Origin of the sequence: Aliihoeflea sp. 2WW (genome assembly GCF_000497755.1) — a bacterium.
In the GTDB taxonomy this organism is placed as follows: Bacteria; Pseudomonadota; Alphaproteobacteria; order Rhizobiales; family Rhizobiaceae; genus Aliihoeflea.
This window is the reverse complement of the sequence record NZ_AYOD01000063.1, coordinates 1-18080: the sequence shown is the minus strand read 5'-3', so window position 1 is coordinate 18080 and position 18080 is coordinate 1. Positions and strand designations below refer to the sequence as shown.

The following is an 18080-nucleotide window of genomic DNA, read 5'->3' as shown; positions in this document are numbered from 1 at the left end:
AGGGGGAGAGGTGCCGAGCGCAGCGAGGCGGAGAGGGGGTGGCGGCGCAGACGTCTCCTACCTCACATGCCCCTTGCCGTAATGCTTCTCCAGCCGCGACTGGATCAGTTCGAAGCAGATCGACATCGCCCAGTAGATCAGCGCCGCGGCGATCAGCATCTCGAAGACGGTGAAGTCGCGCCGGCCGATGATCTGCGCGGTGCGCGTCAGTTCCCACACGCCCATCACCGAGACGAGCGAGGAATCCTTCAGCATCGCGATGAACTGGTTGCCGGTCGGCGGCACGATCAGGCGCATCGCCTGCGGGAAGATGATCAGCCGGAAGGTCTGGCGCTCCGTGAAGCCCAGCGCCTTGGCCGCATCGTGCTGGCCGTGCGCGACGCCGACGATGCCGGCGCGGAAGATTTCGGCCAGATAGGCGCCGTAGCACAGCGATAGCGCGATGATGCCGGACGGCACCGCGTCGAGCGCGAATTGCGGCCCGATCTGCGGCAGGCCGAGATAGATGAGATAGACCTGCAGCAAGAGCGGCGTGCCGCGAAAGAACGAGATGTAGAAGGTCGCGATCGCATAGGCCGGGCCCGATCTCGACAGCTTCCCGAGCGCGGCGGCGAGCGCGATGACCGAGGCGATGACGATCGAGATCAGCGAGACGTAGAGCGTCGTCACCGCGCCCGTCGTGATCATGTAGGACAGGTTCGTCCCGCCGTCGCGCGTCGGTGCGAACCAGACGCCCAGATTGCGGTCGAAGCTGGTGATGAAGAGGCCGAAAAGCAGGACGAGTTCGATCCAGACGATCAGCACCTGGATCTTGAACGGCACCAGGCGCAGGAGGATCAGGTTTGCCCAGATCGCGCCGCCGAGCAGGATGCCGGTCGCAAGGTGCAGCCCGAAGCCGACCTCCTGCCCCTCGCCCGTCGCCCCGCCGAGAAGCGGAGCGACGAGACCGCCGGCGCGCGTCCCCCCAAGCCCCATCCAGACCAGGACGACGACGATCAGGAGGACGACCGCCGCCTCGATCCGCGATGGGCGGGCGCGGACGAGCCAGCTCTCCGGTGGGAGAGCCGGCGCGTCGTTTATCGTGTCGGTTGCTGACATTACTCGACGGTCGTCAGGTCAACCTTGTACCACTTCTCCGACAATTCGGAGAGGGTGCCGTCGGCGTGCAGCTCCTCGACGATCTCGGCGATGCGGGCGTTGAATTCCTCGTCGCCCTTGTCGGTCGCGACCGACAGCGGCTCGTAGAAGGCCGGCTCGCCGACGATGCGCATCGGATAGCCCGCATCGATCGCCGCCTGGATCGTCGGCAGCGCCGAGAATACCGCATCGACGCGCACGCCGTCGCCAAGGCGCAGATCGTCGAAGGCGTTGGTGTCGGTCTCGTAGGTGCGGATTTCGGCCGCCGTCACCTGGTATTCGAATTCGGGCACGCCCTCGGCGTCGATCACCAGTTCACGGTTGAGATAGGCATCATAGGTGCAGCCGCCGCACGAGCCGATGATTTTGTCGTTCAGTTCGTCGATCGACTGCACGTCGGAATCGGTGTGAACGGCGAAGGCGGCCGGCGTATAGTAGTAGATCGCGGGGAAATCGAGCACCTGCGCGCGCGCGGCGGTCGGCGTCATCGAGCCGACGGACATGTCCCAGCGCCCGGCCCAGCTACCTGCCGTGATCACTTCCCAGGAGGGGGTCACGATTTCCAGTTCGACGCCCATCTTCTCGGCGATCGCCTTGCCGACATCGATGTCGAAACCGTCCATCTCGTTGGCGTCGTTCAAGAAGGACTGCGGCGGATATTCGGGGTCGCTCGACATGACCAGCTTGCCGGCCGAGGTCACGCGGTCGAGCGTCTCGCCTGCGATCACCGGCGAGCCGAGCATCGCCAGAACGGTCGTCAGGGCTGCAATTTTTCCCATTGCCATGAGAGTGTTCTCCTATTTTCTTTTTGAAGTTTCTTGCTTGTGAAATCGGGCGCCGAAGCGCCCGATCTGCTGTCGCGAGCGGCGCCTAGAAGAACGCCTGCAGGCCGGTCTGCGCGCGTCCGAGGATCAGCGCGTGGACGTCGTGCGTGCCCTCATAGGTGTTGACCGTCTCGAGGTTCTGCGCGTGGCGCATCACATGGTACTCGACCTGGATGCCGTTGCCGCCGTGCATGTCGCGGGCCTGGCGAGCGATGTCGAGCGCCTTGCCGCAATTGTTGCGCTTGACGAGCGAGATCATCTCGGGCGCGAACTTGTGCTCGTCCATCAGGCGGCCGACGCGCAAGCTACCCTGCAGGCCAAGCGCGATTTCGGTCTGCATGTCGGCGAGCTTCTTCTGGAAGAGCTGCATGCCGGCGAGCGGCTTGCCGAACTGCTTGCGGTCGAGGCCATACTGACGGGCGCGGAACCAGCAATCCTCGGCGGCGCCCATCGCGCCCCAGGAAATGCCGTAGCGGGCACGGTTCAGGCAGCCGAACGGGCCGGAAAGGCCCGAAATGTTCGGCAGCAGCGCATCCTCGCCGACCTCGACGCCTTCCATGACGATTTCGCCGGTGATCGACGCGCGCAGCGAGAGCTTGCCGCCGATCTTCGGCGCGGACAGGCCCTTCATGCCCTTTTCGAGCACGAAGCCACGGATCTTGTTGTCATGCGCTTCCGATTTCGCCCAGACGACGAAGACATCGGCGATCGGCGAGTTCGAGATCCACATCTTGGAGCCCGACAGGCGGTAGCCGTCGGCGGTCTTCACGGCGCGGGTCTTCATGCCGTTCGGGTCGGAGCCGGCATCCGGCTCGGTCAGGCCGAAGCAGCCGATCCATTCGCCCGAGGCGAGCTTGGGCAGGTACTTCTTGCGCTGCTCTTCCGAACCGTAGGCATAGATCGGGTGCATGACGAGCGAAGACTGGACGCTCATCATCGAGCGGTAGCCCGAATCGATGCGCTCGACCTCGCGCGCGACGAGGCCATAGGCCACGTAGCCGGCGCCGACGCCGCCATATTCCTCGGGGATCGTGACGCCGAGCAAGCCAGACTCGCCCATCTCGCGGAAGATCGCAGGATCGGTCTTTTCCTCCAGATACGCCTCCTGCACGCGCGGGGCGAGCTTGTCGGCCGCGAAAGCGGCCGCCGTGTCGCGGATCATCCGCTCGTCTTCGGTCAGTTGATCATCGAGAAGGAAAGGATCGTTCCACGCGAAAGCCGCGGACGTGTCCTTGGCTCTAACTTCCATGTTCATTTCGTCACCGTCCGGAGTTGCAGATTGCGAAAATTGCCATTTGGGCGGCAACTTAGTGCCATTGGACGCGGGGCGAAACAGTTTTTGTGCCCGACCGGCGGCAAGCGGCGGAATTACAACCGGATGGCGTAGCGGATTCCATCATAGATCGCCGCGTGGATGTTGCGCGCCGCGACCGCGTCGCCGATCCGGAAGAGATCGAAACGTCCGTCGACGTTCGACTGTGGAAAGAGTGCACCCTGACCGCCGACGAGGCTTTCGTAATCCACCGCGCCGCCATTGCGCGAATGGGGCTTGAGCGCGTGGTAGAGTTCGTCGTTCGCTGCCGTTCCGTGCTCGACGACAACCTGGTCCACGTGCCGTTCCTCCGACCAGCCTTTCGCATAGTCCGAGCCGAGCGTCGCCACCAACCCGTTGCCCTCGCGCCGGACGGCGACGACACGCGTGTTGATCGTCACCCGCACATGGCGCTCGTGGAAGGCGCGCATGTAGGGCACGTGGTTCATGCCGCCCATTTCCGGCGCGAACAGGCGCTCCGGCGAGACGAGTTCGAGCTTCGAGCCCGCATTGCCGATCATCTCGGCCGCCGACATGCCCTGATGCCCGCCATTGTCGTCGTAGAGAAGCACGCTCTCGGCCGACTTCACCGCGCCCGACAGGATGTCCCAGCTCGAGACGACGAGGTTGTCGCCCGCCTCCAAAGGCGGATTTTGCGGCAGGCCGCCGGTCGCGATCACTACAACGTCGGGGGCAAGCTCCAGCACGTCGCCTGCCTCCGCCCAGCAGTCGTAGCGCATCGTAACCCCGAGATGATCGAGTTCGGAAAGCCGCCAGTCGACGATGCCGACGAGTTCGCGGCGGCGCGGATTCTGCACCGCAAGCCCGATCTGCCCGCCGGCTTTCGATGAGGCTTCCAGCACGGTCACCTCGTGCCCGCGCTCGGCGGCGACGCGTGCCGCTTCCAGCCCGCCTGGCCCGGCGCCCACCACGACGACGCGCTTCTGCGGCCCGTCGGTCCGGGCGATGACATGAGGGATCTGCGCTTCGCGGCCCGTCGCGGCATTGTGGATGCACAGCGCGCCGCCGCCCTCATAGATGCGGTCGAGGCAGTAGGTCGCGCCGACGCAGGGGCGGATGCGGTGCTCCGCACCGGCCTTCACCTTCGCCACGATATACGGCTCGGCGATATGCGCGCGCGTCATGCCGACCATGTCGAGCTTGCCCTCGGCGATCGCATGGCGCGCGGTCGCGACGTCGGAAATCCGTGCGGCGTGGAAGACCGGGAACTTCGTCGCCGCGCGCACCTCGCCTGCGAAATCGAGATGCGGCGCGGAGCGCATTCCAGTCACCGGGATGACGTCCACCAGCGCCGCATCGGTGTCGATATGGCCGCGAATGATGTTGAGGAAGTCGACCTTGCCCGAGCGCGCCAGCATCTGCGCGATCTCGACGCCTTCGGCCCGGGAAAGCCCCGTCTCCAGATCCTCATCCGCCACCATGCGGATGCCGACGATGAAATCCGGCCCGACGGCATCGCGCACAGCATCCAGCACCCGCATCGAAAACCGCATCCGGTTTTCCAGCGACCCGCCATAGGCGTCCGCGCGCCGGTTGGTCGCGGGCGACCAGAACCCGTCCATCAGATGGCCGTAGGCCTCGAACTCGATGCCGTCGAGCCCGGCCGCCTTCATGCGCTCAGCGGCCGACGCATAGTCGGCGACGATGCGCTCGATGTCCCACTCCTCCGCCTCCTTCGGAAAGGCCCGATGCGCCGCCTCGCGCACGGGTGAGGCGGAGAGGACCGGCAGCCAGTCGGCCCGGTTCCAGCCCGTCCGACGACCGAGATGCGTCAACTGGATCATGACCTTGCAGTCATGTTCGTGGCAGGCATCCGCCAGCTCGCGCATCCACGGAACGATCTCGTCGCGATAGGCCTCCAGATTGCCGAACGCCGCCGGGCTGTCCCTCGAGACGAGCGCCGAGCCCGCCGTCATCGTCAGCGCCATGCCGCCCTTCGCCTTTTCCGCGTGATAGAGCCGGTAGCGCTCCTTCGGCATCCCGTCTTCCGAATAGGCCGGCTCGTGCGACGTCGACATCACGCGGTTCTTGAACGTCAAATGCTTGAGGCGGAAAGGCTGGAGCAGCGGATCGTTCGACATCGGGTCTCGCTTGCGATGCGTAGGCGGGCATCGCATTGTTCGACGCTCCAGACCAACGGAGCAAGTCCATGCGCGCCATTTCGATGATCATTCCCGCCCTTCTTCTTTTCGCAGCACCCGCGTTCGCCGAGGATGAAGAGACCTGCCCCGACGCCGTCACCACCGCCGACATCGTCGAATGCCTGACCGAGACCTACGAGGACTGGGACGCGCGCCTCAACACCGCCTACCGCGCCGCCATCGACCCGCTCGAAGGCGAACGCCGCACCCAGTTCCGCGACGTCCAGCGCGCCTGGATCGCCTATCGCGACGCAAGCTGCGGGTATTATCGCTCCGGCGAAGGGACGATCGCGGCGATCGAGGGCAATTCGTGCATGGTGGAATTGACCCGCACGAGGGCGGAGGAGTTGGAGGGGTTGGGGGAGCGGTAGTTGGCCTGGCTTAGCTCGGGCGGCCCGGCATGGAGAGCGGATTGCGTGCCCCGTGGATCAGCCGTTGAATGACCGCCTGACCGTCAATCACATCGTAGAAGACAAGGTACGGATACGGTCGGGCGTTCACGTAGCGCAGATTTTCCTGATCGGTTCGCCGACCGCCATGTGGATATACGCCGAGCAACTGCCTTATCTGCTTAAATTTGTCGCGAAACCCAGCTGCGGCTGACGGCGACTGTGACGCCAGAAATTGCAGGATGCCATCAAGATCTTCCAGCGCCGCCGGCGAAAGCCGCGCCTTCATTGCGCATACTTGTTCAGTACCGCCTCGATCTCGTCTTCCGTCGCAAATTCACCGCGGGCAATTTGGGCGCGCGAAGCTTCAATCGCCTGTCTCTCATCATCCGAAAGGACATAGATGTCGGACTTTTCATCTCCGACTATCTCCAGAATCGTCCGCGCAAGCTCATCTTGCTCGTCCGCAGACAGACGCTGCGCGGCTTCCACCGCCATTTCGAATAGCTTGGTCATGCAGGAATCATAGCACGACGGAACGGCTGCACAAACGCTCTCCTCAATACCACGCATCGTCATTCGCCGCCTTGCGCCTGGCAATGAAATCCTTCAGCGCATCGTCCACCGCGACGTCCAGCGGCGGTGCCTCGAATTCCGCGAGCTGTTTCTTCCAGAGCCGGTTGGCGCGGTCCATGGCGTCCTCGCCGCCGGCGTCTTCCCACTTCTCGAACGCCTCGTTGTCGGCAAGCCCTGAATCCCAGAACGCCGTCTCGTAGTTCGCCATCGTGTGCGCGCAGCCGAAGAAATGGCTGCCCGGCCCAACCTCGGCGAAGGCGTCGAAGGCAAGCTGGTTGTCGTCGACGACGACGCCGTCGAGATAGGTGTGGAGCGCGCCGCAGAAATCGGCGTCCATGACGAATTTCTCGTAGGACATCGACAGGAGCCCGTCGAGGAAGCCGGCCGAATGCAGGATGAAGTTCGCGCCGCAATGAACGGCCGCGAGCATCGACATGGTGCCCTCGTTCATCGCCTGGCCGTCGGGGAGTTTCGAGGTGGTGAAATTGCCGGAGCATCTAAGAGGGAGGTTCAGTCTGCGCGCAAGCTGCCCGATGACCATCGAGCCGATCGCCGGCTCCGGCGTGCCGAAGGTCGGCGATCCGGACCTGAGCGACATGGATGACAGGAAATTGCCGAAGATCACCGGCGCGCCGGGCCGCTCCAATTGCGTCAGCGCGCAGCCGGCCACGGTCTCGGCCAGCGATTGCGCGATCGCGCCGGCATTCGTCACCGGCCCCATCGCGCCGCCGAGGATGAACGGCACGATCACCGCCGCCTGGTTGGCGCGGGCATAGGCGCGCAGCGCGTTCGTCATCGTGCCGTCCCAGACGAGCGGCGAATTGACGTTGACGTTGCCGAGGATGACGCAGTTCTTGTCGACGAAGTCGCGGCCGAAGACCAGCCGGGCCATGTCGATGGATTCTTCCGCGCGGCTCTCGGCCGTCACCGAGCCCATGAAGGGGCGGTCGGAATAGCGGATATGGGCATAGACCATATCGAGATGGCGCTTGTTGACCGGCACGTCGACGGGTTCGCAGATCGTGCCGCCGGAATGGTGCAAAAAGGGCGAGGCCTGCGCCAGCTTGATGAAATTCTCGAAATCCTCCAGCGTGCCGTAACGCCGGCCGCGCTCGATATCCATCACGAAGGGCGAGCCATAGGCTGGCGAGAAGACGACGTTCCTGCCGCCGATCCGCACCGAATTTGCCGGATTGCGCGCGTGCTGGGTGAATTCAGCCGGCGCGGTCTTCAGGATTTCGCGCAACATGCCCGGCTCGAACTTGACCAGAACGCCGTCGACCTTAGCGCCAGCCTTGCGCCAATGGGCGAGCGCGATTTCGTCGTCGCGGAACTCGATACCAATTTCGGCCAGGATGCGATCCGCCGTCGCCTCGATGCGCAGAAGGTTGTCCTCGGACAGAATGTCGTAGGTCGGGATGTTGCGGACGATGTAGGGCCTGCCCGGCCCCGCCTGCCCGCCCGCGCGCGCCTCGCGCCGCGCTTCGCGTCCGCCGCGCTCGCGCCTCTTGCCCTGCACTTCGTCCAGCATGTCGGGCTCCTCTCCCTGCGTAAGCGCACTCTAGGCGCATCCAGGAAGGCGCGCCAAGGGCCGCGACCGACCCGAACCTGTCCATAAGCGCCGCCGCGCCCTCGCGCGGCCTGCCGATTCCGGCTAGATTTCACCGATGCCCATCCGCCAACTCTCCGAAACCATCGTCAACCAGATCGCCGCCGGCGAGGTCATCGAACGGCCTGCCAGCGTGGTGAAGGAACTGGTTGAAAACGCGCTCGATGCCGGTGCCCGCCGGGTCGAGATCGCGACCGCCGGCGGCGGGCTGCAACTGATCCGCGTCACCGACGACGGCTTCGGCATGAATGCTGCGGACCTCGCGCTCGCCATCGGGCGGCACTGCACCTCGAAGCTCACCGACGACATTCTCGACATCCGCTCGCTCGGCTTTCGCGGCGAGGCGCTGCCCTCCATCGGCTCGATCGCCAAGCTGACGATCCGCTCGCGCACGCAGGCCGGCGACGGCGCGGAGATCGTCGTCGAGGGCGGGCGCGTGTCGCCGGTGCGGCCCGCCGCGGCCAATCCGGGCACGATGGTCGAGGTGCGCGACCTCTTCTTCGCAACGCCCGCGCGGCTCAAATTCATGAAGAGCGAACGGGCCGAGACTGCCGCGATCTCCGAGATGATCAAGCGCATCGCCATCGCCTTCCCGCATGTGCGCTTCACGCTGTCGGGCCCCGACCGCACGACGCTCGACCTCGCCGCGTCGAGCGACGACGTCGCCGGCCAACGCGAGCGCATCGCGCAGGTGATGGGCCGCGAGTTCTCCGACAATGCGCTCGAAATCCGCGCCGAGCGCACGGATGTCCGGCTCTCCGGCCATGCCTCGATCCCGTCCTTCACGCGGGCCAACGCGCTCCAACAATATGTCTATGTCAACGGCCGTCCGGTGCGCGACAAGATGCTCACCGGCGCCATTCGCGGCGCCTATGCCGACGTCCTTCCGCGCGACCGCCACGCGGTCACGGCGCTCTTCGTCGACATCGAACCGGCGCTGGTCGACGTCAACGTGCATCCGGCCAAGGCAGACGTGCGCTTTCGCGATCCGGGGCTCGTGCGCGGGCTGATGGTCGGCGCGATCCGGCAGGCGCTCGGCACCGCCGGCATTCGCGCCTCGACGTCTGCCGCAAGTTCTATGGCCGAGATGTTCCGCGCGCCACCGCCGCGCCTGTCGCCCGGCTTCGACGCCGCGACTTCATTCCAGCGCCCGCTCGACACCGGCTTCGCCGAAGCCGCGCAGAGCATTTTCGCCGACACGATCGCCTCCGCAGACCATCGCGCAGGCCTTTCGGAGCCCGCACCGGAAGCTCTCGCCCAACCGCTCGGCGCCGCCCGCGCACAGGTCCACGAAAACTACATCATCGCCCAGACCGACCGCTCGCTGATCATCGTCGACCAGCATGCCGCGCATGAACGCCTCGTCTATGAGGCGCTGAAGACGGCGCTTCATTCGAGGCCGCTGCCGGCGCAGATGCTGCTCCTGCCGGAGATCGTCGACCTGTCCGCAGACGACGCCGCCCGCCTCGTCGCGCAGGCCGAGACGCTTGCCCGCTTCGGGCTTTCGATCGAGCGCTTCGGGCCGGGTGCGGTCGCCGTGCGCGAGACGCCGGCGATGCTGGGCGAGATGGACGTACAGCAACTCGTGCGCGACCTTGCCGACGAGATCGCCGACAACGAAACCGTCGAGACGCTGACGGCGCGCCTGCACCACATCGCCGCCACCATGGCCTGCCACGGTTCCGTCCGTTCGGGCCGCCGGCTGAAGCCCGACGAGATGAACGCGCTCTTGCGCCAGATGGAGGCGACGCCGGGCTCGGCCACCTGCAATCACGGCCGTCCGACCTATGTGGAATTGCAGCTCGCCGACATCGAGCGGCTTTTCGGGCGCAGATGAACTTGACGTTCGTCGGCATTTGTGGCGGAACCACCGGGACCAGAAGGCGCATCCCATGAACCGTTTCGAAGGCCCCGGCGGCAAGGAAGCCCGCATCCGTTATCTCGACGGCGATTTCCAGGTGATGACGCCGGGATCGTTCGTACGCTGCGCGGTGACGGGCGAAAGCATCCCGCTCGACGAGCTCAAATACTGGAGCGTCGCGCGGCAGGAGCCTTATGCGAATGCCGAGATTTCGCTGAACCGGGAATTGCAGGAAAATCCGGGTTTGAGGGCGCGGGCGAAGGGCTAACGCGTACCGAAACCCGTTCCGCGAGTTGCGTCGTCGAGGCCTGGATTCCTGTGACAAGCACAGGAATGACGGCATCGAAGGTCATGCCAAACTGAGCAAACCTGAGTGGCATTTACATTCATGAAGCCCGTCATTCCTGTGCTTGTCACAGGAATCCAGGCCTCGCCATTCCATGCCGCCCACCAAGGCAACACTGATCCACGATTTTCCGGCTCTCGCCTCGCTCCGCTCGGACTTCGGCCGGAATGACGCCGGTCGAGTGGCGTCACCCCTCCAGCCGCCGCCTTCGCCACGCCTTCAGCGTCTCCCCGATCACCGCGCCGGGCGTCACATCCGTCTCGAACGCCACGTCGATCTCCACCACTTCTGCCCGATGGTGCAGTTCCTCCAGCGCCTGCGATCCGTGCGCCAGCCGGATGGCGTCCTTGGCGGTGGTGACCAGCATCAGCCCGTCCTTGTCGGCGTCCTGCATCAGGTCGCGCGCTTCGTCGGCGCTGTAGAAATGATGGTCGGCGAAGCTGCGCGTCACCGCCACCTCGCCGCTGAGTTCGCGCACCGTGCGGTAGAATTTGTCGGGATTGCCGATGCCCGCGAAAGCGAGGCAGCGCTTGCCGCGGATGGCTTCCAGCGGCAGCGGCCGGGTCTTCGCCCGGTAGACCGGCCGGCCCGCGCGCGCCGCGTGGCGCACGACGGTCGAAGCCGCACTGCCCTCGCCCATTTCGAGCAGGGCCGTCAGATGGCGCATCTGGTCGACCAGCGCGGCGCGCATCGGGCCGCCGGGGATGGTGTGGCCGTTGCCGATTCCGCGTTCGGCGTCGACGACCACCAGCGCATAGTCGATGTGGATCTGCGCGCTCTGGAAGCCGTCATCCATGATGACGAAGTCGCAGCCTTCGCCGAGCAGCAACTTGACGCCTTCGGCGCGGTTTGCCGACACCGCAACCGGCGCGTGGGCGGCCAGGAGCAGCGGTTCGTCGCCGACATAGCGCGCGCCGTCATGGTGGAGGTTGACGAGATGCGCGCCGGAAACCGAGCCGCCATGGCCGCGTGACAGGAAGCCGGGCTTCAGTCGCATCGCCTTTGCCTGCCTGGCAAACGCGATCGCGACCGGCGTCTTGCCGGTTCCGCCGACCGTCAGATTGCCGATGCACAGCACCGGCACATCGATCCGCTTGCGCGGCGCGGTCTGGAGGCGATGGCGGGCGGCGAGGCCGTAGAGCTTCGACAGCGGCCAGAGCGACCAGGCGCGCCAGTCGGCCTTGTGCCACCAGAAGGGAGGCGCCTCGCTCACCGGTCAGCCCTTGCCGTTCGGCCGCGCGCCGTTCATCAGGCGCGCCTTGACGACGAGCGGCGTAATCCAGGGATCGAGCGCGGCGAGCGTCTTCGAGAGCGCCCCGCGCATGTCGGCGACGGCGTTGGCGCCGGCACGGATCATCTCGCTGCGCGCCGCGTCATTGGTCAGGAGATAGTTCACCGCACCCGCCAGCATCGCCTCGTCGCGCACGAGCTTGGCGCCGCCGGCCTGGATCAGCGTCTGGTAGGCGTCGCGGAAGTTCTGCACGTTCTTGCCCGACAGCACGGCCGTATCGAGCATCGCCGGCTCGAGCGGGTTCTGCCCGCCCTCGCCCGCAAGCGAACGGCCGACGAAAGCGATCTCGGTCAGGCGCAGATAGAGCCCCATCTCGCCGATCGTGTCACCGAGATAGATGTCGGTGTCGGGCGCGATGGGCTCACCCTTGGAGCGCCGCGCAACCTTCAGCCCCTTGGCCGCGCACATCTCGGCAACCGCGTCGGCGCGGTCGGGGTGGCGCGGCACGATGATGGTCGCGACGCTGCGATGCCGCTTCTTCAGCGCCAGATGGACGTTGGCCGCGATCTCCTCCTCGCCCTCATGGGTCGAGACGGCGGCCCAGGTCGGCCGTGCGCTGACGGCGTCCTTCAGCGCCTGCAGCGCGGCGAGATCGGCCGGCGGCGGAACGGTGTCGACCTTCAGATTTCCCGAAACGGTCACCGGTCGCGCGCCGAGCGCGAGGAAGCGTTCGCCGTCGGTTTCAGACTGCGCGACGACATGGGCGAGGTTCTCGAACAACGCTTCGGCCAGATGCGCGCGCTTGCTCCAGCGCGCGAAGGAGCGGTCGGAAAGCCGGCCGTTGACCAGAACCTGCGGCACGCGCCGCGCGCCGAGTTCGAGGATCGTCATCGGCCAGATCTCGGATTCGGCGATGATGGCGAGGTCGGGCTCCCAGTGATCGAGGAAACGGTCGACGGCGGGCTTCAGATCGAGCGGCACATATTGGTGGATGATCGCGTCGCCGAGACGTTCGTCGGCGACGCCGGCGGAGGTCACCGTTCCCGTCGTCAGCACGACATGGATGCCGTCGGCGGCGATTTTCTTGACCAGCGGCACGACCGCCAGCGTTTCGCCGACGCTTGCGGCGTGGACCCAGACCAGCGGCCCATCCGGCCTTGCGACCTGCGTGACGCCATAGCGCTCGCGCCGGCGCTTGCGGTCCTCCTTGCCGCGGCTCGCGCGATAGGCGACATAGCCGCCGATCAGCGGGTAGGCAGCCGCGCCGGCGAGCCGGTAGGTGGTGAGCAGCGCGCGCGCCCAGCGTTCGCTCATGCCGCCGCTCCCACCAGCCCGTAAGCCCTTGCCGTGACCCGGTTCAGCGCGGCCGTCACATCGCGGCGCGCGTCTTCCATCGCCGCGTCGTCGGCGTCGGCGGATACGTGGAGGGGCTCGCCGATCGCGATGCCGGCCCGGCCGAATGGCAGATTGATGGCGGTCTTGTCCCAGCTTCGGTCGAGCACCTTGCGGCGGCTGGTCGCCAGCGCGGCGGGAATGATCGGCCGGCCGGAAATGCGCGCCAACGTGACGATGCCGAGCCCGGCGTCGCGCGGCGTGCCGTGCGGGATGTCGGCGATCATCGCGACGTTGCGGCCCTGGTCGAGGAGGCGTTTCAGCATGATCAGCGCCCGCGCGCCGCCCTTGTCGGTGTCATGCCCCTCGCGCCCGCCCGAGCCGCGCACGATGCCGAAGCCGAGCCGTTCAGCGACCAGCGCGTTGAGTTCGGCGTCGCGGCTCTTCGAGAAGAGCGCCGTAAAGCGCAGTTCGCGCGGCAGATAGGCCGGCGCGAGCAGATGCTGGCCGTGCCACAGCGCAAGGATCACCGGCTCGTGCGGCTGGATCGCCGCGATCGGATCGTCCGAACCGGCGGCAATCGGGTTGGTCGCCTTGATCGCGCGCAACAGCGCGACGACGCCGGCTGCGAGCGCATTCTTGGCGGCCGGCGTTTCGGCGAGCGGCCCGCGCAGCCTTTTCCATGCCGCCTTCAGCGGCCGGCGGCGCGGCGCTGCGGCGCCATCGATGCTGTCGGTATTGCTGATGGTCTTCTTTCCCATCCGGCGGACAGATCAGCTCTGCGGTTCGAGCAGGCGGTGCAGATGCACGATGAAGTAGCGCATCTGGGCGTTGTCCACGGTTTCCTGCGCCTTGGCGCGCCATGCGGCCTCGGCGGATTTGTAGTCGGGGAAGATTCCGACGACATCAAGGCTCGCCAGATCCTTGAACTGCACGCCCTTGAGCGAGGTGAGTTCGCCGCCGAACACGAGATGCAGGAGTTGTTGGTTGGAGCTTTCTTCAGCCATCGGACAATCGCTTTTGCTATTCATGAAACGGGTTCGGGCGCGCGAAGCACCCGGCGGGCAATGCTTAGATCAGTTCGCGGATTTTTGGAACCTACCAGCCAGCCACTACCAGCCTTGCGACCAGTCCGGATCGCGCGCCTCTTCGATCATCGCGGTCAAAAGCGCGCCGGAACCGGCGACGAGCGTGCCGTGGCGTGGGCTGGTTCCAGCATAGAGCGGCGCGACGCCCTGCGGCGTCAGCACCTCGCCGCCGGCACGGCGCAGGATCAGGTCCGCCGCCGCCAGGTCCCAGTCATGCGCGTTCGGCTTGACGAAGGTGGCGTCGATCTCACCATCCGCGACCATCGCAATGCGATAGGCGAGCGAGGGAATGTAGGGCACCTTCACCGTCTGGCCGATGCCGGGCAGCAGCGTCTTCGTCATCGTCTTCGGACCGGCGACGATCGGCACGTCGCCCGCCACGCGCACCTTGATCGCCTCCCCGTCCCGCAATGCCGGGCCGTCGCGCGTCGCCTCGAAAATCTGTTCCTTCACCGGCGCGTCGAGCACGCCGGCGATGGGACGCCCGTCCTCGACGATCGCGATCGACACGCACCACATGTCGAGGCCGTTGATGAAACCGCGCGTGCCATCGATCGGGTCGACGACGAAGGTGCGCCGCGCCGATAGCCGCGACGTGTCGGCCACCGTCTCTTCCGACAGCCAGCCATAGTCCGGCCGCGCCGCCAGAAGTTCGGCCTTCAGGAAGCGATCGACGGCGATGTCGGCTTCGGTAACCGGCGACTGGCCGGTCTTCATCCACACATCCGGCGTCTTGCCGAAATAGCGCATGGCAATGCGCCCCGCCTCGCGCGCGGCCTCGCGGATCAGCGCCAGTTCGGCATGGTCGTCATTCGCCAGCAAGCGTCATTCCTTCGATCAGAAGCGTCGGGGCCGCGGTGCCGAAATTGCGGTCGACGTCGTTCGCCGGCACCATGCCCAGAAACATCGTCCTCAGGTTCGAGGCGATGGTCACTTCGGAGACGGGATGGGTCAGTTCGCCGTTCTCGATCCAGAAGCCCGAGGCGCCGCGGCTGTATTCGCCGGTCACCATGTTGACGCCCTGGCCGAACACTTCGGTGACGTAGAAGCCGCGCTTCAGGCCGGCAATCATGTCCTGCGGCGACGCCGCTCCCGGCTCGATGGCGAAATTGGTCGAGGTCGGATTGACCGAAGTGCCGGCGCGCGAGCCGCGGCCATTCGTCGTCAGCCCCAGTTCACGCGCGGCCGAAGTCGACAGGAGCCAGTGCTTGAGCACGCCGTCCTCGACCATGGTCAGCACCTCGCCCTCCACACCCTCGCCGTCGAAGGGCCGCGAGGACGGTCCGCGCACGCGCAGCGGGTCGTCGGTCACCGTGATGGCGGCAGACGCGATTTTCTCGCCCATCCTGTCGCGCAGGAAGCTCGTCTTGCGCGCGACGGATGCGCCATTGATCGCGCCGGCCAGATGCCCCGCTATGCCGCGCGCGACGCGCGGATCGAAGATCACATCGACCGGGCCGGTCTTCGCCTTGCGTGCTCCCAGCCGCCGCACCGTCCGCTCGCCCGCCCGCCAGCCGATCGCCTCCGGCGCATCGAGGTCGGCGAAATGCAGCCGCGAGGAATAGTCGTAGTCGCGCTCCATGCCGGTGCCTTCGCCGGCGATGACGCTCACCGAGCGGCCGAAGCGCGTCGCCATGTACTGGCCGAGAAACCCGTCGGACGTCGCCAGCACCAGCCCGCCCATGCCCGCGCTCGCCGAGGCGCCGCCGGAGTTCGTGACGCCCGTCACCGCGCGCGCCGCATCCTCCATCGCAAGCGCATCCTCGCGCATGCGCGCCGCGTCGATCTCGGTTCCGTCGAACAGGTCGAGGTCGCGGATCGTGCGCGCCAGCCGGTCCTTGTCGGCAAGGCCCTGCACCGGATCTTCCGGCGACACTTTCGCCATCGCCACCGCGCGGCTCGCCAATTCGTCCGCATTCGCGCCGGCGGCCGCCGAGACGGACGCCACGCGCCGGCCGATGAAGACGCGCAGTGCGATGTCGTCGCTTTNGCGGAGCCGCACCGTCACGTCGGCCGAGCGCGAGCGCACCGCCACCGCATCGGCCGCGTCGGCGCCGGCGCGCTTTGCCGCCTCGACCAGCGATGCGACGAGGTCTTGCAGCCTGGCGGTCTCGATCTGGCTCATGGAAATGTCCTGATTGGTCGAATGCAGTGGCGGGCGGCATTGGCGGGCGACGTATCCGCCCCATCTATTGTTCGCGCCCGACATGTGCAATGGCTGAGCCGCGTTCGGGCGCCTTGCCGTGCCCACCCGCAGCAGACGAAAACATGCAAGGACAATCGACGTGACGCCTTTCCACCTCGCCTTCCCGGTCCGCGATCTCGAACAGACGCGGGCTTTCTATGCCGACGTGCTCGGCTGCGCCATCGGCCGCTCTTCCGACACCTGGGTCGATTTCGACCTTTACGGCCACCAGATGTCGGCGCATCTGCGCCCCGGCGTCCAGGAGGCGGCGCGCGACGGCCAGGTCGGCGGCATCGTCGTGCCGATCCCGCATTTCGGCGTCGTCCTCGAAATGGCCGACTGGACCGCGCTCGCCGAGCGTCTCGAAGCGCGCGATGACGTCGAATGGATCGAAAAGCCGCAGGTGCGCTTCAAGGGCGAGCCGGGCGAGCAGGCGACGCTCTTCATCTGCGATCCTTCCGGCAACGCGCTCGAATTCAAGGGCTTCAAGTCGATGGACAAGGTCTTCGCCCATTGACCGACACGCCGGCTGACGCCCCTGTCCCCGACGCGCCACCACCGCGCGAACAGGGCAAGTTCGTCACCGGCTCGACCATGCGCCATGTCGTGACGATGACGGCGACCGGCTCGATCGGGCTGATCGCCGTCTTCTTCGTCGACGCGCTCAACCTCTTCTACATCTCGATGCTCGGCGTGCAGGAACTCGCCGCCGCCATCGGCTTCGCCTCGACGCTGATGTTCTTCACCATCTCGGTGGCGATCGGCTTCACCATCGCGACCTCGGCCGTCGTGTCGCGCGCCCTCGGGCGCGGCGATCGCGAGGAGGCCGCGCGCATGGGCGGCGCGTCGGTCCTCTACATGGCCGCCACCACCATCCTGATCGCCGCTTGCATGTGGCCCTTCCTGCACGACCTCGTCGGCCTTCTGGGCGCGCGCGGGCAGACGCAGGAACTGGCGACGCGCTTCCTGCAGATCGTCATCCCCTCCATGCCCATGGTCGCCGTCGGCATGGCGACGACCGGCATCATGCGCGGCGTCGGCGATGCGCGCCGCGCCATGTATGTCACGCTCGCCGGCGGCATCGCGGCCGCCATTCTCGATCCGATCTTCATCTTCGGTTTCGGGCTCGGCCTCGACGGCGCGGCGATCTCGACCGTCATCTCGCGGGCCCTTCTTCTCGCCGTCGGCCTCTACGGCGCGCACAAGGTCCACCGGTTGATGAAGATGCCGGACCTTTCGGGCTTCAAGGCGGCGCTGCGCCCCTTCTTCGGCATCGGCGTGCCCGCCGTCCTCACCCAGCTCGCGACGCCGGTCGGCAATGCCTACGTCACCGTGGAAATGGCGGCGTTCGGCGACGAGGCGGTGGCCGGCTGGGCGATCGTCGGCCGCATTCTGCCAGTCGCCTTCGGCGTCATCTTCGCGCTGTCGGGCGCGATCGGCCCGATCCTCGGCCAGAATTACGGCGCGCGGCGCTATGACCGGCTGAACGACGCGCTGCGCGACGCGCTGCTCTTCACCCTGCTCTACGTCCTCGCCGTCTGGGCCCTGCTCGCCATCTTCGCCGGCCCGATCGCCGATCTTTTCGGCGCGACGGGCGAGGCCCGCGAACTCGTCGTCTTCTTCTGCCTTTTCGCGGCCGGCTCGTTCCTCTTCAACGGCGCGCTCTTCGTCGCCAACGCCGCCTTCAACAACCTCGGCTACCCGACCTATTCGACGCTGCTCAACTGGGGCCGCTCGACGCTCGGCGTCATCCCGTTCGTGTGGCTCGGCGCGCAGTATTTCGGTGCCAAGGGCGTCATCGCCGGCTGGGCACTCGGCGCCGTCTTCTTCGGCATCGCCGCCGTCATCATCGCCTTCCGCACCGTCCGCGGCATCGGCCCGCGCATGATGGCCGACGAAGTCCTGCCCGACGCGCCCCCGGCCGCGAACTCGGCCTTTTCGACGGGCAAGGCGTCGACATTGCAGTAGGGTTTTTGCGAAGGGGACCCCCACCCTTTATCCCTCCCCACAAGGGGGAGGGAGTTCGTC

The 18080-nt window shown here is 66.5% G+C and carries 18 protein-coding genes; 5 read left to right on the top strand and 13 right to left on the bottom strand.

Going from position 1 to position 18080, the window contains the following annotated elements; all coding sequences use genetic code 11:
* Positions 1-57: 57 nt before the first annotated feature.
* The 4 genes from ALII_RS0120115 to ALII_RS0120100 form a co-directional block, all read right to left on the bottom strand.
* On the bottom strand, positions 58-1098 hold the full coding sequence (locus tag ALII_RS0120115) for an amino acid ABC transporter permease (RefSeq protein WP_024589014.1): 1041 nt from the start codon (positions 1096-1098) through the stop codon (positions 58-60).
* On the bottom strand, positions 1098-1922 hold the full coding sequence (locus ALII_RS0120110) for a transporter substrate-binding domain-containing protein (protein WP_035450307.1): 825 nt from the start codon (positions 1920-1922) through the stop codon (positions 1098-1100). The genes ALII_RS0120115 and ALII_RS0120110 overlap by 1 nt, the downstream gene beginning before the upstream one ends.
* Positions 1923-2007: 85 nt before the next feature.
* The gene (locus ALII_RS0120105) at positions 2008-3210 is read right to left on the bottom strand and encodes an acyl-CoA dehydrogenase (protein ID WP_024589012.1); all 1203 of its coding nucleotides are present in this window, start codon (positions 3208-3210) and stop codon (positions 2008-2010) included.
* Between the two features lie 119 nt (positions 3211-3329).
* The gene (locus tag ALII_RS0120100; protein ID WP_024589011.1) at positions 3330-5375 is read right to left on the bottom strand and encodes an NADH:flavin oxidoreductase; all 2046 of its coding nucleotides are present in this window, start codon (positions 5373-5375) and stop codon (positions 3330-3332) included.
* Positions 5376-5443: 68 nt separating this feature from the next.
* Between ALII_RS0120100 and ALII_RS0120095 the strand changes: the two genes are divergently transcribed.
* Positions 5444-5806, top strand: coding sequence for a lysozyme inhibitor LprI family protein (locus ALII_RS0120095; protein ID WP_024589010.1), 363 nt, complete (start codon positions 5444-5446; stop codon positions 5804-5806).
* A gap of 10 nt (positions 5807-5816) precedes the next feature.
* On the opposite strand, the gene ALII_RS0120090 is transcribed toward ALII_RS0120095, so the two are convergent.
* Genes ALII_RS0120090 through ALII_RS0120080 form a run of 3 tightly spaced genes read right to left on the bottom strand, consistent with a single transcriptional unit; the run spans position 5817 to position 7931 of the window.
* A complete protein-coding gene (locus ALII_RS0120090) occupies positions 5817-6113 on the bottom strand; it encodes a type II toxin-antitoxin system RelE/ParE family toxin (protein ID WP_024589009.1) in 297 nt (98 codons plus the stop codon).
* On the bottom strand, positions 6110-6340 hold the full coding sequence (locus tag ALII_RS22190; protein WP_024589008.1) for a hypothetical protein: 231 nt from the start codon (positions 6338-6340) through the stop codon (positions 6110-6112). The genes ALII_RS0120090 and ALII_RS22190 overlap by 4 nt, the downstream gene beginning before the upstream one ends.
* A 43-nt stretch (positions 6341-6383) precedes the next feature.
* On the bottom strand, positions 6384-7931 hold the full coding sequence (locus ALII_RS0120080) for a trimethylamine methyltransferase family protein (protein WP_029660765.1): 1548 nt from the start codon (positions 7929-7931) through the stop codon (positions 6384-6386).
* Positions 7932-8067: 136 nt separating this feature from the next.
* Between ALII_RS0120080 and mutL the strand changes: the two genes are divergently transcribed.
* Together mutL and ALII_RS0120070 are read left to right on the top strand one after the other, a co-directional pair.
* A complete protein-coding gene (gene mutL, locus ALII_RS0120075; RefSeq protein ID WP_024589006.1) occupies positions 8068-9846 on the top strand; it encodes a DNA mismatch repair endonuclease MutL in 1779 nt (592 codons plus the stop codon).
* Between the two features lie 55 nt (positions 9847-9901).
* The gene (locus ALII_RS0120070; protein ID WP_024589005.1) at positions 9902-10138 is read left to right on the top strand and encodes a DUF2093 domain-containing protein; all 237 of its coding nucleotides are present in this window, start codon (positions 9902-9904) and stop codon (positions 10136-10138) included.
* Positions 10139-10403: 265 nt separating this feature from the next.
* Here ALII_RS0120070 and lpxK read toward each other — a convergent pair whose 3' ends face one another.
* The 6 genes from lpxK to ALII_RS0120040 all read right to left on the bottom strand — a co-directional run bounded on the left by lpxK (position 10404) and on the right by ALII_RS0120040 (position 15992).
* Positions 10404-11429, bottom strand: a complete 1026-nt coding sequence (lpxK, locus tag ALII_RS0120065) for a tetraacyldisaccharide 4'-kinase (RefSeq protein ID WP_024589004.1) — start codon at positions 11427-11429, stop codon at positions 10404-10406.
* A gap of 3 nt (positions 11430-11432) precedes the next feature.
* Complete coding sequence (gene waaA / locus ALII_RS0120060; protein ID WP_024589003.1) at positions 11433-12761, bottom strand: lipid IV(A) 3-deoxy-D-manno-octulosonic acid transferase; 1329 nt, start codon at positions 12759-12761, stop codon at positions 11433-11435.
* Positions 12758-13540 carry a lysophospholipid acyltransferase family protein gene (locus ALII_RS0120055; RefSeq protein WP_024589002.1) on the bottom strand — a complete coding sequence of 261 codons (783 nt, stop codon included), beginning with the start codon at positions 13538-13540 and terminating at the stop codon, positions 12758-12760. Before ALII_RS0120055 ends, waaA begins: the two co-directional genes overlap by 4 nt.
* Positions 13541-13552: 12 nt before the next feature.
* Positions 13553-13786 (bottom strand): DUF4170 domain-containing protein, encoded by a 234-nt coding sequence (locus tag ALII_RS0120050; protein ID WP_024589001.1) that lies wholly within the window; start codon positions 13784-13786, stop codon positions 13553-13555.
* A gap of 105 nt (positions 13787-13891) precedes the next feature.
* On the bottom strand, positions 13892-14689 hold the full coding sequence (locus ALII_RS0120045; protein ID WP_024589000.1) for a 3'(2'),5'-bisphosphate nucleotidase CysQ: 798 nt from the start codon (positions 14687-14689) through the stop codon (positions 13892-13894).
* Positions 14676-15992 carry a TldD/PmbA family protein gene (locus ALII_RS0120040; RefSeq protein WP_024588999.1) on the bottom strand — a complete coding sequence of 439 codons (1317 nt, stop codon included), beginning with the start codon at positions 15990-15992 and terminating at the stop codon, positions 14676-14678. The genes ALII_RS0120045 and ALII_RS0120040 overlap by 14 nt, the downstream gene beginning before the upstream one ends.
* A gap of 160 nt (positions 15993-16152) precedes the next feature.
* On the opposite strand from ALII_RS0120040, the gene ALII_RS0120035 reads away from it, so the two are divergent.
* Entirely contained in the window at positions 16153-16569 is a 417-nt protein-coding gene (locus tag ALII_RS0120035) for a VOC family protein (protein ID WP_024588998.1), read from the top strand.
* The gene (locus ALII_RS0120030; protein WP_348265991.1) at positions 16566-18020 is read left to right on the top strand and encodes an MATE family efflux transporter; all 1455 of its coding nucleotides are present in this window, start codon (positions 16566-16568) and stop codon (positions 18018-18020) included. The genes ALII_RS0120035 and ALII_RS0120030 overlap by 4 nt, the downstream gene beginning before the upstream one ends.
* The last annotated feature ends 60 nt before the right edge of the window (positions 18021-18080 follow it).